The 15,792-nt window shown below is 46.4% G+C and carries 12 protein-coding genes, 2 tRNA genes and 1 pseudogene; 12 read left to right on the top strand and 3 right to left on the bottom strand.

Features of this window, described 5'->3' with window-relative positions:
- Positions 1-532: 532 nt before the first annotated feature.
- Positions 533-990, top strand: a pseudogene (locus AC2204_RS13340) (magnesium transporter); the annotation flags it as partial.
- Between the two features lie 111 nt (positions 991-1,101).
- Here AC2204_RS13340 and dacB read toward each other — a convergent pair.
- Together dacB and AC2204_RS13330 are read right to left on the bottom strand one after the other, a co-directional pair.
- A complete protein-coding gene (dacB, locus tag AC2204_RS13335; RefSeq protein WP_318926133.1) occupies positions 1,102-2,541 on the bottom strand; it encodes a serine-type D-Ala-D-Ala carboxypeptidase in 1,440 nt (479 codons plus the stop codon).
- Between the two features lie 90 nt (positions 2,542-2,631).
- Positions 2,632-3,636, bottom strand: a complete 1,005-nt coding sequence (locus AC2204_RS13330) for a porin (protein ID WP_318926131.1) — start codon at positions 3,634-3,636, stop codon at positions 2,632-2,634.
- A gap of 484 nt (positions 3,637-4,120) precedes the next feature.
- Between AC2204_RS13330 and greA the strand changes: the two genes are divergently transcribed.
- On the top strand, positions 4,121-4,594 hold the full coding sequence (gene greA / locus AC2204_RS13325) for a transcription elongation factor GreA (protein WP_318926130.1): 474 nt from the start codon (positions 4,121-4,123) through the stop codon (positions 4,592-4,594).
- Between the two features lie 132 nt (positions 4,595-4,726).
- On the opposite strand, the gene yhbY is transcribed toward greA, so the two are convergent.
- On the bottom strand, positions 4,727-5,023 hold the full coding sequence (gene yhbY / locus AC2204_RS13320) for a ribosome assembly RNA-binding protein YhbY (RefSeq protein ID WP_318926128.1): 297 nt from the start codon (positions 5,021-5,023) through the stop codon (positions 4,727-4,729).
- 140 nt (positions 5,024-5,163) lie between these two features.
- Between yhbY and rlmE the strand changes: the two genes are divergently transcribed.
- From rlmE to infB, 10 genes are all read left to right on the top strand, one after another.
- Positions 5,164-5,793: a 23S rRNA (uridine(2552)-2'-O)-methyltransferase RlmE gene (gene rlmE, locus AC2204_RS13315; protein WP_318926126.1), complete on the top strand. Its 630-nt coding sequence runs from the start codon at positions 5,164-5,166 to the stop codon at positions 5,791-5,793.
- Positions 5,794-5,833: 40 nt separating this feature from the next.
- Positions 5,834-7,783: an ATP-dependent zinc metalloprotease FtsH gene (gene ftsH, locus AC2204_RS13310; RefSeq protein ID WP_318926125.1), complete on the top strand. Its 1,950-nt coding sequence runs from the start codon at positions 5,834-5,836 to the stop codon at positions 7,781-7,783.
- Between the two features lie 74 nt (positions 7,784-7,857).
- Entirely contained in the window at positions 7,858-8,694 is an 837-nt protein-coding gene (folP, locus tag AC2204_RS13305) for a dihydropteroate synthase (RefSeq protein WP_318926123.1), read from the top strand.
- Between the two features lie 78 nt (positions 8,695-8,772).
- Complete coding sequence (gene glmM, locus AC2204_RS13300; protein WP_413466703.1) at positions 8,773-10,110, top strand: phosphoglucosamine mutase; 1,338 nt, start codon at positions 8,773-8,775, stop codon at positions 10,108-10,110.
- Positions 10,111-10,314: 204 nt separating this feature from the next.
- Complete coding sequence (gene secG / locus AC2204_RS13295; RefSeq protein WP_318926122.1) at positions 10,315-10,647, top strand: preprotein translocase subunit SecG; 333 nt, start codon at positions 10,315-10,317, stop codon at positions 10,645-10,647.
- A gap of 11 nt (positions 10,648-10,658) precedes the next feature.
- Positions 10,659-10,743: transfer RNA gene (locus AC2204_RS13290), tRNA-Leu, on the top strand.
- Positions 10,744-10,800: 57 nt separating this feature from the next.
- Positions 10,801-10,877: transfer RNA gene (locus AC2204_RS13285), tRNA-Met, on the top strand.
- A gap of 176 nt (positions 10,878-11,053) precedes the next feature.
- Positions 11,054-11,509 carry a ribosome maturation factor RimP gene (rimP, locus tag AC2204_RS13280; RefSeq protein ID WP_107284030.1) on the top strand — a complete coding sequence of 152 codons (456 nt, stop codon included), beginning with the start codon at positions 11,054-11,056 and terminating at the stop codon, positions 11,507-11,509.
- A gap of 22 nt (positions 11,510-11,531) precedes the next feature.
- Positions 11,532-13,019, top strand: coding sequence for a transcription termination factor NusA (nusA, locus tag AC2204_RS13275; RefSeq protein WP_318926120.1), 1,488 nt, complete (start codon positions 11,532-11,534; stop codon positions 13,017-13,019).
- Between the two features lie 25 nt (positions 13,020-13,044).
- Positions 13,045-15,783: a translation initiation factor IF-2 gene (gene infB / locus AC2204_RS13270; protein ID WP_318926118.1), complete on the top strand. Its 2,739-nt coding sequence runs from the start codon at positions 13,045-13,047 to the stop codon at positions 15,781-15,783.
- Positions 15,784-15,792 lie beyond the last annotated feature (9 nt).

The following is a 15,792-nucleotide window of genomic DNA, read 5'->3' as shown; positions in this document are numbered from 1 at the left end:
TTAGGTTGAGGGTGAATGCCAAATCTATTAATTACCTGAATGATTGATAATTAATGGGTTTGATATGATTCGTGATGGATGGCCATTTGTATCAACTTTTATCGAGATATACCTTGAAGTGGTAACTGAATTGCGTACAATTATGCCGTCGCAAAAGGCGGCAAATTTTTGGAGACTTTAATGAATGATACCGACCATCCTCCGAGTATGAAGGTGGAAAATCAAACCCATTAACGGTGTCGGTCTCCTATAGTTCCGATCCTGTCCGGGTTCGGAATAACTTGTCCTTATTTGTATACTTTTGTTTATACCCAATCTGACAAATCATTCCTCGATTTTCTTCCAAATTTCTCAATATAGAATTATGTCAATTAGCTGTAAATGACAGGCTTTTTGCTGTTGTTACTACTCATCTTTGTTTGAGTGATAACTGAAAGTGATCAGCACGTTTACTCTGATATGTGGCTTAATTCTGATGGTCGTTACCCATGCTGCGTCCTCAGGACGTGCATTGCCAATCGGGAGATTCGCCATGGCGGTAATGAACTATGCAGCAGAGGCTGCAACTGAACACTATGGTCAGAGTGATATTCTGGCTGCACGAAATGCGTTTTTGAAATACACGTTTGATGAGCAAGCTAAATTGTTGGCTGTTATGCCAATTTCCGAAGCGATTGCTGTCCTGCATGAATGTCCGCTTCGTCATATACAGAACCTGCTTGACAGGTTAGATGACATGGATGAACAGGTGCGTATGCGTCATCTGGCGAGTGGCCTCGGCCTTATGTGCTCTGAGGCAGAGCCCGCAGGGCACTACTTGCAAAATAGCGTGAAGAGCCATGTGCAAGAGCGCATTGGCTGGATAGTCGGTTTAGCATTGCTAGGCATTGTTTCCGGCTTAATTATCTCTCACTATGAAGATACGTTAAGCCAGTTAGTGCTATTCGCGAGCTATATGCCGGTGATCGCTGCCGCGGGGGGAATACTGGCTAGCAAGCCGCAACTCGGGTAGTCAGGAGCTTGCGATGGAAGAGGTACGCTGTCGGGATCCGGAGACGCTGCTGGCTGGATCCCAGGCTCCCATTAACGCGTCACTCGCCCCTAGAAATTCTCGTATAATGCCCGATATAACTCCCGCTCAAACGCCTCAATTGGCGGCGCGGTTTTCGGCGCATCTTCCGTTTTGTCTTCAGGGTGGTAATTGGTCACCATCTGGACAAATAACAGCTTTTTTCCTGACTTGGCCGTCATAATGCCGGCCAGGTTATGGGTGCCGTACAGTGAACCGCTTTTGGCGGCAATATTCTCTGTCAGTGGCTGGTGGCGAATGCTCTGGCGGTAGCGCAGCGTACCACTTTGGCCGCTGACTGGCAGGGTGGTAAGTAGCCCCAGTTGGGTGTCATGCTGGAAAAGGTAAGTAACCACTTTCATCATTTGAGCCGCCGTCAGGCGGTTGTTGCGCGAGAGCCCTGAGCCGTCAACCAGTACCGTCTGGCTTAAATCAATTCCCGCCTTGTCATTCAAGATGGCTTTTATTGCTGCAATACCGTTATTGAAGGTGCCCGGTCGGCTGAAATAACGGTAGCCAAGGGTTTTGGTCAGGTTATCGGCGATCAGGTTATCTGACTCTCTGACCATGGTATCGAGCAATTCGCTTAGTGGCGCGGAAGTATGACGGGCGATGCGTTTACCGCTCGCCTGATCATCACGCAGTATTTTACCGTTAAAACGGATCCCGGCTCGTTTCAATTCACGGCGAATAACCGCTGCCGTGTAGTCAACGGTGTTCTGTATCGCGAAGTTAAGCGGCAGGGGCTTGTCACGCTTAGCTAAGCACCCACTTAGCTGGTAACCGTTGCCGTTATCGGCTGTTAGCGTTAAGTCGCAGTAGCGCGCTTTTTGCTGATCTTTGCTGACAATCAGTGCATCGCTGCTGACGGTGATTGGCTGGTGGACAGGGACATTCACTCGGGTAAGCTGACCCAGAGCTTTATTACTGTAAAGTGCGCCCTGTACGCAGTTGTGCTCAAGTGAAATGCTGCTTGATGGCGCACTGTAGCAAACTCCGAGAATATCCCAAGGCCAGCCTGGGGCACGTTCGTAGCCGCTAAATACCGATCCGTTCAGGATAATATTGCCCTTGAGAGTAGATTGTTTGTGTTTTTTCAGCTGTGTAAGCAGCACGGCCAGTTGCTGGCGGGAAAATGTCGGATCGCCACTAAAACGTATGACGATATCCTTACCTTGCTGTTCTAAATCTGTGTTAAAGCGGAAATCAGTCTCGAGATAGAGCTTGGCTGCCAGCGCTATAATCAGTTTCTGGGTGCTGGCTGGTGACTGAAGCTGGTTTTCCCGTTGGGCATAGACGATATGACCCGTTAGCGGATCGGTAACTAACAGGGCGGCATCATGACCTGCGGGTAACTGGTTAATTGCTTGCTGAGGGGAAAAGTTTGCCAGTACCGACTGGCTGAGCAGCAAGCTAAAAAGTAAAGGGACAAGACATAAGGGGAATAAGCGCAGCATCAGGTTAACGGCCATCGATAAATAATCAAACTATCTTATAGCAAAAAGGCGCCGACCCGAAGATCTGCGCCTTTTTAGCAAGTAGTGCTTTTAATCCAGAGGGGATTAGAAGTCGTAACGTGCACCAAGAACTAACTCGTCAGAAGTTGCAGCACGAGTGATGCCAACTGATGAATCTGTGTCTAGGTTGTTGAACTTGTAAGATGCATAAGCGCGGAAGTTATTGTTGAAGTAATGAGTCGCATCAACTGCGATAGAGTCACGTAGATCCGCATCTCTGTCTGTGTCTTCTAGGTAGTTGTAAGTCGCGATGAATACAGTCTTGCCCATTGTGTAGGCAGCCGCGAATTCGTAACCGCGAGACTCGTCTACATTCTGGCCGTGTACTTCAGTATTGCGTGAGTCCTGGTACAGACCCGCAAGATAGAAGTCACCAAAGGTGTAAGATACGGTGCCGAATGCCTGCTTACCCGTTTCAGTATTTGCAGCAGCTTGACCTTCTTGCTCGCCGTAGCCAGCACCGAAGCCCAGTCCCATGTCCATGACGTACATTGCTGCAACAGAGTAGCCGTCAACGTCATAAGTTTCTTTAGCCGTGTTTTCATTTTCGCCGTTGAATACATAGTTCGCTTTAACCGTCAGGTTGTCGAAAGAACCTGTGTAAGCAAGGTTGTTGCCGGTACGGTCTGCAGCCGCAAGCTTATTACCCGCTTCGTTGCCGTGGTAAGCCATGATATCAGTGAAGTCCGTTAGCATAGCCAGAGAGCCGTCAGTTTTACCGTATACTAGCTCACCGTATTGGCTACCAACTCCAGCGTAAGCGTAACGTGTTTCGTCGTTGGCGCTGTCATCACTTTGGAATTCTTTTTCGAAGAAGCCTAGACCGTAGAAATCTTCAGAGATATCTGTTTTACCTGCGATGTTGACACGTACACGAGACGCATCAGTTACTTTGCTATCGCCAGCTGCGTCGTCAGCCATAACTGCACGAGCTTCAAAACGACCGCCGATGGCTAGGCTAGATGTTTCATCTGAGTAAACTTCTGCCGCTGTTGCTGCGCCAGAAAGAGTTGCTGCTGCTACTGCTAAAGCAATAAGGTTCTTGTTCATTGCCGAATCCTTTTTTGAATTTTTATTGGATGCATTTCAAATTTAAATGCATGCTGTTCTTTTTACTGAACTAAATTGAAAACAGTTAGTAAAAAAAACTGAAAAATACTTTAGGCGAATAAGATGTTCTAAGTGGCGATATAATTTCTACTTTAAATCATATGGTTACGATTGCCGGTTAAAGTTCCGCATCGGCGATTTGCTTTAGCTGTATTTATATTTTGTTGATATTTTCGCAATGAGAGAAAATTGTAACATTCAATCTATTTGTGACTTGATACACATCTTTATATGGCATTATTATGCTAATGAACGTTGTTGGCGGTCTTTAGTAAGAATTCGTTTCTAGGGTGATCTCTTGGTCATCTTTGTTTAAAATGATCTGTAATCCTATTTCACTGTGTTGGTTCAGCTGAGGCTGGGCTGGCTTTTTTTACTCAAAAAGTGGCGAGCGCTTTTTTGGGGTACTGAGGTAATAATATTTATGGAAAAGGTTCCAATGACGGTACGTGGCGAACAAAAGCTGCGTGAAGAGCTCGAGGTATTGATGAAGCGTCGCCCTATTATTTCAAAGGCGATTGGTGAAGCACGTGAGTTGGGTGATTTAAAAGAGAATGCCGAATACCATGCTGCACGTGAAGAACAGGGTATTTGTGAAGCTCAGATCCGTGATATTGAATATAAACTGTCTGTCGCACAGGTCATTGATGTGACGAAAATGAAAAATACGGGCAAAGTCATTTTTGGTGTCACCGTCAATTTGATCGATATCGATACCGAAGAAGAAATCACTTATCGCATTGTCGGTGATGATGAAGCGAATATTAAGCAAAATCGCATCTCGGTTAATTCACCGATTGCACGTGGTTTGATTGGCAAGCTTGAAGGCGATGAAGTATCGATTGTCACGCCGGGCGGGACAAAAGAGTTTGAGATTGAACAGGTTCAATACATCTAGGATGTGTACTGTTAATGGAATTGTTAGTAAATGTAACAGTTCGGCAGTGATTTAGAACGATAAAAGTGAACAAGATCACAAACTTTAGCGAGCAAAAGAGAAAGGTAAAAAAGGCCGCATCGGCGGCCTTTTTTATTTGCGAGGTAGCTCGATTTTGCGCTCTTCGCTTGGACGGTACAGCACCAGTGTTTTACCGATGACCTGTACTTTTTCCGCTTTGGTTTCACGAATAATTGCGTCTACGATCAATACCTTGGTTTCGCGCTCTTCCGCTGCAACCTTGACCTTGATAAGCTCGTGATGATTGAGTGCAATTTCGATCTCGGCCAGAACTGCTTCAGTTAAGCCGTTTGCACCCATCAGGACTACAGGTTTCAGGTTGTGAGCAAGGCCTTTCAGGTATTGCTTCTGTTTGGTGCTTAGATTCATTGTGGCTCTATTTTTTATAACAAGGGTTGAAAACGTGTCATTCTAACGCCATCTAGGCTAGAAGACTAATTTGTTTAGTATGTGTAGCGATTCCGCTATCCAAGTATACTTAATAAATACGACAACTCATTAGGTAAAGCATGAGTAGAAAAAAACAATCAGCCAGCTCTGGTCGCTGGTTGAAAGAACATTTTGATGATAAATATGTTCTGGAGGCGCAAAAAAAGGGCTATCGTTCTCGTGCTATCTTCAAAATTGAAGAAATTCAGAATAAAGATAAATTGCTTAAACCCGGCATGACTGTGGTCGATCTTGGTGCTGCACCTGGTGGTTGGTCACAGTATGCAGCAGAAGTTGTTGGGGATAGTGGTCAGGTTATTGCCTGTGATATTCTGGCGATGGATTCACTGCCAGGTGTGAGCTTCCTGCAAGGTGATTTCCGAGAAGAAGCTGTGTTAGATGCACTGTTAGAACGTATTCAACCGGATATGGTGGATGTGGTACTTTCGGATATGGCGCCTAATATGAGTGGCAATCTTGCATCAGACCAACCTAGAGCAATGTATCTTGTTGAACTAGCATTAGATATGTGTCGACAAGTACTTGCGCCGAATGGCAGCTTTGCGGTAAAAGTTTTCCAGGGGGAAGGCTTTGACCAGTATTTAGCTGAAATTCGAAGCATGTTCAAAGTGGTTAAAATCCGTAAACCAGACTCATCCCGAGATCGCTCTCGTGAGGTCTACATTGTGGCTACAGGTTACAAACTGTAGTACTCTACATCCATCTTTAAGTGATTGCGAGGCTAACACCTTGAGTGACATGGCAAAAAACTTGATTTTGTGGTTGGTTATCGCTGTGGTTCTGATGTCTGTATTTCAGAGCTTCGGTCCCAGTGATAGTGCTGGCCGTCAAGTCGATTATACGACCTTCGTCCGTGAAATCGGTCAGGATCAGATAAGGGAAGCTCGGTTCAATGAGCGTGAAATCACCGTAGTTAAGCGTGACAACACGCGATACGTCACTTATCTACCTGTTTATAACGATCAGAAACTATTAGACGACTTGATCAACGCAAATGTGAAAGTGTTGGGGACACCGCCGGAAGAGCCAAGCGTACTCGCTTCTATCTTCATCTCTTGGTTCCCGATGCTGCTTCTCATTGGTGTTTGGATATTCTTTATGCGCCAAATGCAGGGCGGTGGTGGCAAAGGTGCCATGTCGTTCGGTAAATCGAAAGCGCGTATGATGAGTGAAGACCAGATCAAAACAACCTTCAACGATGTTGCCGGTTGTGATGAAGCCAAAGAAGACGTTAAAGAGCTGGTTGATTATTTACGAGATCCAAGCCGTTTTCAGAAGCTGGGTGGTAAAATACCTACTGGTATCTTGCTGGTTGGTCCTCCTGGTACGGGTAAAACGTTATTGGCAAAAGCAATTGCCGGTGAAGCAAAAGTTCCGTTCTTTACTATCTCTGGTTCTGACTTTGTTGAAATGTTCGTTGGTGTGGGCGCGTCCCGTGTCCGTGACATGTTTGAACAAGCGAAGAAATCTGCGCCTTGTATTATCTTTATCGATGAGATCGATGCCGTAGGTCGTCAGCGTGGTGCTGGTGTCGGTGGTGGTCATGATGAACGTGAGCAGACGCTGAACCAGCTGTTGGTTGAAATGGATGGTTTTGAAGGTAACGAAGGTATTATTGTTATCGCCGCAACGAACCGTCCAGACGTATTGGACCCAGCCTTACTTCGTCCTGGCCGTTTCGACCGTCAAGTTGTGGTTGGTTTGCCTGATGTTCGTGGTCGTGAGCAGATCCTGAAAGTTCACATGCGTAAAGTTCCATTAGAAAATGATGTTGAACCGTCTCTTATTGCGCGTGGTACTCCGGGTTTCTCTGGGGCTGATTTAGCTAACTTAGTTAACGAAGCCGCATTGTTTGCAGCACGTGGTAACAAGCGTGTTGTTTCAATGGTGGAATTTGAACTGGCAAAAGACAAAATCATGATGGGCGCAGAGCGCAAATCGATGGTTATGTCTGAAGAGCAGAAAGAATCGACGGCATATCACGAAGCGGGTCACGCGATTATTGGTCGTTTGGTTCCGGATCATGATCCTGTCTACAAAGTCTCAATTATTCCGCGTGGTCGTGCGCTGGGTGTCACGATGTACTTGCCAGAGCAAGATCGTATTAGCCACTCACGCGAATTCCTGGAATCGATGCTTTCAAGCCTTTACGGTGGTCGTTTGGCTGAAGAGTTGATCTACGGTCCGAATAAAGTATCAACCGGTGCTTCAAATGACATCGAGCGAGCAACGGATATTGCCCGTAAAATGGTTACTCAGTGGGGCTTTTCCGAGAAAATGGGGCCGGTACTTTATGCTGAAGATGAAGGTGAAGTCTTCTTGGGTCGCTCGGTAACACAGACTAAACATATGTCTGATGATACTGCTCGTGCGATTGACAATGAAGTGCGTGCTCTGATTGACCGCAACTATGAGCGTGCACGTGAAATCCTGTCTCAGAACATGGATATCATGCATGCAATGAAAGATGCGTTGATGAAGTACGAAACAATTGATGCTGGTCAGATTGATGATCTGATGGCGCGTAAGACAGAAATCCGTGCGCCGAAAGGCTGGAGTGCTGACGATACGTTAAAAGCATCCGTTGATTCAGACAACAGCAAAGCTGACGATACGGCAGCGGCTGGCGAGGCCTCTGAGTCAGAACAGCCAAAAGAAGACGATAAGCCACAAGCTTAATTGCCTTTTTAATTATTAAAACCCCGAACTTGTGTCGGGGTTTTTTTATGCAAATTCTCATGGAGTCGTGAGTCGTGATTTTGACTAGCAAAGAAAAAACACTCGATCTTTCTTATCCTCATACCATGGGGATTTTAAATGTTACCCCTGATTCATTTTCAGATGGTGGCAAATTCAACCAATTGGATCATGCATTGCGGCATGTCGATGCGATGCTTACCGCGGGAACCAGTATTATTGATATCGGCGGTGAATCGACCCGGCCAGGGGCATCCAATGTCATTCTGGCACAAGAACTCGAGCGTGTTGTACCGGTAATTGAAGCCATTCGGCAGCGGTTTGATTGCTGGATTTCAATTGATACCAGTAAAACCCAAGTTATGACAGAAGCTGTTATGGCGGGCGCTGATTTGATCAATGATGTGCGGGCGTTGCAAGATCCTGGGGCATTAGAGGCTGCAGCGAAGGCTAATGTGCCTATTTGCTTGATGCATATGCAAGGTCAGCCGCGTACAATGCAGACGCAGCCACATTATGATGATCTGATCACAGATGTCAGTGAATTTCTTGCAGAGCGGGTACAAGCGTGTGAAAACGCAGGCATTCTGCGCGAGCAGTTGCTACTTGACCCAGGGTACGGTTTTGGTAAAACCGTTGAACAGAATTATCAGTTGTTGGCACATCTCGATAAGTTCCATCAATTTGGCTTACCGCTATTAGTCGGTATGTCTCGGAAGTCGATGATTTTTAAACTGCTAAACAAGCAGCCAGCTGAATGCCTAGCCGGGAGTTTAGCGTGCGCCACGATTGCAGCAATGAAAGGCGCTCAGATTATCCGTGTTCACGATGCCCAAGAAACGGTTGATGTATTGAAAGTGTGCAAAATGACATTGGAACAAGAAAAAATATAATTGTGGCCTGAATGTGATAACGACAATTATCGCTGAAAGGCGGCATAGAAAATTACAATAAATTGCTAGGAGCTAATAATGGCTGAACGTAAGTATTTTGGTACCGATGGGATTCGCGGTTTGGTTGGTGAAGGGCCGATTACGCCTGAATTTGTGCTGAAACTAGGCTGGGCTGCGGGTCGCGTTTTATCGCAGACGGGCACAAAAAAAGTATTGATTGGCAAAGACACCCGTATATCGGGTTATATGCTGGAGTCAGCACTTGAAGCCGGGCTTGCTGCTGCAGGCTTGCAGGCTGCCTTTACCGGCCCTATGCCGACCCCGGCGGTTGCCTATCTGACGCGTACATTCCGCGCCGAAGCGGGGATCGTGATTTCGGCCTCCCACAATCCTTACTACGATAACGGTATTAAATTTTTCTCCTCAGAAGGTACTAAGCTACCTGATGACGTGGAACTGGCCATTGAAGCTGAGCTCGAAAAGCCGCTGACTTGTGTCGATTCAGCCCAACTCGGCAAAGCGATGCGAATTGTTGATGCGGCAGGCCGTTATATTGAATTTTGTAAAAGCACCTTCCCTCATGATATGAGCCTGTCAGGGCTTAATATTGTGGTCGACTGTGCCCATGGCGCGACTTATCACATTGCCCCTAAAGTGTTGCGTGAGCTTGGTGCGAATGTGGTTGAAATTGGCTGTGAGCCAAATGGTACCAATATAAACCATCAGGTCGGCGCGACAGATGTCGGTTCACTGCAGGCAAAAGTACTGGAAGAAAAAGCAGATTTCGGTATTGCATTAGATGGCGATGGCGACCGCGTGATCATGGTTGATGGCGAAGGGAATAAGGTCGATGGTGATCAAATTGCCTATATTATTGCCCGTGATGCCTTGCGCCGTGGTGAATTGAAAGGCGGTGTGGTTGGTACCCTGATGACTAATCTGGGTATGGAAATTGCGCTTAAGAACCTCGGGATTCCGTTTGTTCGCTCTAAAGTGGGTGATCGCTATGTGATGGAAGAGCTGCAAAAGCAAAACTGGTTGATCGGTGCTGAAAATTCAGGTCATGTTATTTTACTGGATAAAATCACGACCGGTGACGGCATCGTTGCAGGCTTGCAGGTGATGGCATCGATAGTTGGCAGTAAGATGACGCTTAAAGAGCTCTGCGACGGCATGAAAATGTTCCCTCAGGTGCTGGAAAATGTACGTTTCAAAGGGAATGGCAATCCATTGAAATCTGAGGCGGTTATCGCCGCTAAAAAAGCGGTTGAAGAGAAACTGGGTACTAGCGGACGAGTCTTGTTACGTAAGTCGGGCACTGAACCATTAATTCGCGTTATGGTTGAAGGCGAAGACAGCGATTCTGTTAAAGAATATGCATTGGAAATCGCTCAGGCCGTTAAAGATAACTGTTAGTCTGTAATGATTAGAGCAAATGGTTACCTTTTTGCCGGTTTTGCTTAAAACTTGTTCAAGCGATTCGCCTTATTAACTATTTGGTGAGATTTTACTTGTCACTGCAGCAAGCATTCGCTAATATTCTCCCGCTCCTAAATTGCGGGAGAACGCTGGCGCTGCTTTGGCAAGCCCGGCGCAATAATATCGACATAGGTGGAACCCATGTACGAAATTCTACTTGTGATTTATCTGTTGGCTGCGATTGGTGTTATTGGCCTCGTTCTAGTACAGCAAGGTAAAGGCGCAGATATGGGAGCTTCATTTGGGGCTGGCGCTTCTGGAACATTGTTCGGTGCTAGCGGCTCTGGAAATTTTTTAACCCGAATGACATCAGTTTGTGCAGCTGCATTCTTCGTTATCAGTCTGGTTCTTGGCAACATAAGTGCTAAGCAAGCAGCAGAGAAGAGTGGATGGGAAGAGTTAACTGCCCCAGCAACAGAGCAAATTGTAGATAAAACTGAGAGCGTTTCTGTAAACAGCGACATTCCTCAGTAATTAAAGATTTAGCCGAGATGGTGAAATTGGTAGACACGCTAGCATGAGGTGCTAGTGCCGCAAGGTGTAGGGGTTCAAGTCCCCTTCTCGGCACCATTATACTGATTACTTGAAAGAGTAACGTCTGCGCGATATAATGCGTTCAGATTCGGACGCGGGGTGGAGCAGTTTGGTAGCTCGTCGGGCTCATAACCCGAAGGTCGTCGGTTCAAATCCGGCCCCCGCAACCACTTTTCCGAAAACAGACTATTCTAAATAGAGGTGTTTGTTTTCTATCACAGCGTGCTGTGATAATCAGGGTCCAGTAATAAAAAACCCCGTAAATCGGGGTTTTTTATTATCTGAAACATGACCATTCAGGTATTTACTGGGCTTTAGGCCCTTTTTTTGTTTCCGGGGGGTTGTCTTGACAGCTTTAGAGACACAATTAACCGAACTGCTTGACGGACCTGTCAATGCTTTAGGCTATGAACTGGTAGGTTTGGAATTCATCCGAGCGGGTGAACATTCCACATTACGTGTATTCATTGATCATGAAAATGGCATCAATGTTGATGACTGCGCCGAAGTAAGTCGCCAAATTAGTGCCGTTATGGATGTAGAAGATCCAATCACCGTGGCTTATCACCTGGAGGTGTCTTCCCCTGGTCTTGAGCGGCCACTATTTAAAGCAGCACATTACCAACAATTTATTGGTCACGAGGTCAGCCTGGTGCTAAAAATGGCGATGAATAATCGTCGCAAGTGGAAAGGTGACATTATTGCCGTTGAAGGTGAATTGGTCACACTTAAAGTAGATGGCAATGACGAAACGTTTGCACTGAGCAATATTTCCAAGGCCAACCTGATTCCAAAATTCTAACCGCTATATTGGGGCATTAGAAATGAACAAAGAAATCTTGGCTGTCGTTGAAGCGGTATCTAATGAGAAAGCTGTTCCTCGTGAGCGTATCTTTGAAGCTCTTGAGATCGCACTGGCAACAGCGACAAAGAAAAAAAGCGAAGCAGAAATTGACGTTCGCGTTGCGATTGACCGCAAAACCGGTAGTTTTGAAACTTTCCGTCGTTGGAAAGCTGTTGAAGAAGTGACTCAGCCTACACTTGAGATCACTTTAGAAGCGGCACAGTTTGATGACGAAACGGTTGAGCTGGGTGACTACGTTGAAGATGAGATTGAATCTGTAACGTTTGACCGTATTACGACCCAAACGGCTAAGCAAGTCATTGTGCAGAAAGTACGTGAAGCTGAGCGAGCTCAAGTTGTTGAACAGTTTATGGATAATGAAGGTGAGCTAATCACCGGTATTGTCAAGAAAGTGAATCGTGACGCGATTATTATCGATTTGGGCAATAATGCTGAAGCTGTTATTCAGCGTGACGATCAGCTACCACGTGAAAACTTCCGTCCGGGCGACAGAATACGTGGTTTGCTGTATTCTGTACGTCCTGAAGCGCGCGGTTTCCAGCTCTTCATGACGCGTTCAAAAGCAGAAATGCTAACTGAGCTGTTCCGCATTGAAGTGCCAGAAATTGGCGAAGAGCTGATTGAACTGATGGGCGCGGCGCGTGACCCTGGCTCTCGTGCGAAAATCGCAGTGAAAACTAACGATAAACGTATCGACCCAGTTGGTGCATGTGTGGGTATGCGTGGTGCGCGTGTTCAGGCCGTGTCTAGTGAACTAGGCGGTGAGCGTATTGATATCGTACTTTGGGATGAGAACTCAGCTCAATACGTTATTAATGCCATGGCACCGGCAGAAGTCAGTTCAATCATCGTTGATGAAGACAACCACACGATGGACATTGCTGTTGAGAAAGATAACCTTGCTCAGGCAATTGGTCGTAATGGTCAGAACATCCGTTTGGCCTCTCAGCTAACTGGCTGGGAACTCAATGTGATGACAGTAGAAGATCTGCAGAAAAAGCACCAGGAAGAAGCCCAGGGATCAATTGAAGTGTTTACTAAACACTTGGATATTGATGAAGACTTCGCGGCTGTTCTGGTTGAAGAAGGTTTCACTACGCTAGAAGAAATCGCCTACGTACCGGTAAGCGAGCTAAAGGCTGTTGAGGGCCTTGATGAAGAGGCTATCAACGAACTTCGTAATCGAGCTAAAGAAGCTCTGACTACTCTTGCCCTTGCACAGGAAGAGATGTTTGAAGGTGTTGAACCTGCTGACGATCTTTTAGGCTTGGACGGTCTTGAACGTGATATGGCGTTTAAGTTAGCCGCGAAAAGTATTTGCACGCTTGAAGATCTTGCAGATCAGGGTACTGATGACTTGCTCGATATCGAAGGCATGAATGAAGCAAGAGCGGGTGAGTTGATTATGGCTGCTCGTAACATCTGCTGGTTCAGCGACGAAGCGTAATAAAATTAAGCAAGGGAGAAGCAGTATGTCAGAAGTTACAGTTAAAGCATTGGCCGAGGAAGTGGGTACGCCTATTGATCGGTTGCTTCAACAATTTTCAGACGCTGGTATTAGCAAGAAAGCTGAAGATAGTGTAAGCCAGAGCGAGAAGCAGTCACTGTTATCCCATCTCAAAAAAGAGCATGGTGGTGACAGTGCTGGCGAAGCTCCATCTCGTCTTACTTTGCAACGTAAAACGCGCAGTACACTGAGTGTTTCTGGTACGGGTGGCAAAAGTAAAAACGTACAAGTTGAGGTGCGCAAAAAGCGTACCTATGTGAAACGCTCGGCTCTTGATGAAGAGCAGCGTGCTGCGGAAGAAGCGACGCGCCAGGCAGAAGAAGCTGCTCAGCGTGAAGCTCAGGCTCAGCAAGAGGCAGAAATGAAAGCTAAGCGTGATGCAGAAGAAGCAACGCGTAAAGCGGAAGAGGCACGTTTGGCTGAAGAACAAGCTAAGCGTGACGCAGAAGACAAGGCTAATCGCAAAGTCGAGGATACGACTAAGCGAGAGGTTACAGATAAGCGTAAAGCCCCCGATAAGGCTAAACGCACCGCCGCTGATCAACAGGCTAAGATAGAAGCCGAGGCGCTACAACGTCGCCAGGAAGAGGAAGCCAAGCGTAAAGCCGAAGAAGAGAGTCAGCGTCAGCTAGAAGAGGCACGCAAAATGGCAGAAGTAAACGAAAAACGTTGGACGGAAACCGACCAGCAGACTAAAACAAAGATGGAAGAAGCCGATTACCACGTTACGACGTCTACTCATGCCCGTGCTGCGGAAGATGAGCAAGACCGTAAAGAAGAAGTGACTGGTACTCGTCGTAAGAAGAAAAAGCCAGCAGCTAACGTCGATGAACGTGGTCCTAAAGGCCGTGGTGGTCGTAACCAACGCGGTCGCGGTGGCAAGAAGAAAGCCCAGGTAAATGCACCGACATCAATGCAACACGGTTTTGATAAAACAGCAACCGTTGCTAAGTCTGATGTTGTCATTGGCGAAACCATCGTTGTTTCTGAACTGGCAAGTAAAATGTCAGTAAAAGCGACTGAAATCATCAAAGCAATGATGAAGATGGGCGCTATGGTTACCATTAACCAGGTTATCGACCAAGAAACGGCAGCACTTGTCGCTGAAGAACTGGGTCACAAAGTTATTCTCCGTAAAGAGAATGAACTAGAAGAAGCAATAATGTCTGACCGTGATGACACGGCTGTTGCTGAACCTCGTGCGCCTGTTGTCACTATCATGGGTCACGTCGACCACGGTAAAACGTCAACGCTTGATTATATTCGTAAAGCACACGTTGCATCAGGTGAAGCCGGCGGCATTACCCAGCACATCGGTGCCTACCATGTTGAAATCGGTAACGGCATGATCACCTTCCTTGATACACCAGGACACGCAGCGTTTACCGCTATGCGTGCTCGTGGTGCTCAAGCGACAGATATCGTTGTCCTTGTTGTTGCAGCTGATGATGGCGTGATGCCACAGACAATTGAAGCAATCCAGCACGCGAAAGCGGCAGGTGTACCTCTGATTGTTGCTGTGAACAAAATCGATAAAGAAGATGCAAACCCAGACAACGTTAAGAACGAGCTGGCTCAGTACGATGTTATCCCTGAAGAGTGGGGCGGTGAGAACATGTTCGTTCACATCTCTGCTAAGCAAGGTACCAACATTGACGGTTTACTAGAAGCTATCTTGCTACAAGCTGAAGTTCTTGAACTGAAAGCAGTTAAAGAAGGCATGGCAAGCGGTGTTGTTATTGAGTCTCGCCTTGATAAAGGTCGTGGTCCTGTTGCAACCGTTCTGGTTCAGTCTGGTACTTTGCGTAAGGGCGATATCGTTCTTTGTGGTCTGGAGCATGGCCGTGTTCGTGCAATGCGCGACGAAAATGGTCAAGATATTGAGTCTGCAGGTCCGTCGATCCCCGTTGAGATTCTAGGTCTTTCTGGCGTACCGGCATCTGGTGACGAAGCGACAGTTGTACGTGATGAGCGTAAAGCACGTGAAGTTGCACTTTACCGTCAAGGTAAATTCCGCGATGTTAAACTAGCACGCCAGCAGAAAGCGAAACTTGAAAACATGTTCTCTAACATGACCGCAGGTGACGTTGCTGAGTTAAACGTAGTACTGAAAGCGGATGTACAGGGTTCTATCGAAGCGATTACCGATTCACTACTGAAGCTGTCTACAGATGAAGTTAAAGTGAACGTTGTTGGTTCTGGTGTTGGCGGTATTACAGAAACTGATGCCGTACTGGCAGCAGCATCTAACGCTATCATTCTTGGTTTCAACGTTCGTGCTGATGTACCTGCACGTCGTATGATTGATAATGAAAACCTTGACCTGCGTTACTACTCAATCATTTATCAATTGATTGATGAAGTAAAAGCAGCAATGGGTGGCATGTTGTCTCCTGAATTCCGTCAGGAAATCATCGGTCTTGCGTCTGTTCGTGACGTATTTAAGTCACCTAAGATCGGCGCAATCGCGGGTTGTATGGTAACTGAAGGTCTGATTAAGCGTAATAACCCTATCCGTGTTCTACGTGATAACGTTGTTATTTATGAAGGTGAGCTAGAATCACTACGTCGCTTTAAAGATGATGTCAACGAAGTTAAGAACGGCTACGAATGTGGTATCGGCGTTAAGAACTACAATGATGTTCGTGTCGGTGACCAGATCGAAGTTTATGAAATCGTTGAAATTCAACGTACCCTTGATTAATAGTTAAGG

It is taken from the genome of Photobacterium sp. (genome assembly GCF_057456235.1).
The sequence above is the reverse complement of the archived record's forward strand: the minus strand, read 5'-3'. Positions and strand labels throughout refer to the sequence as shown.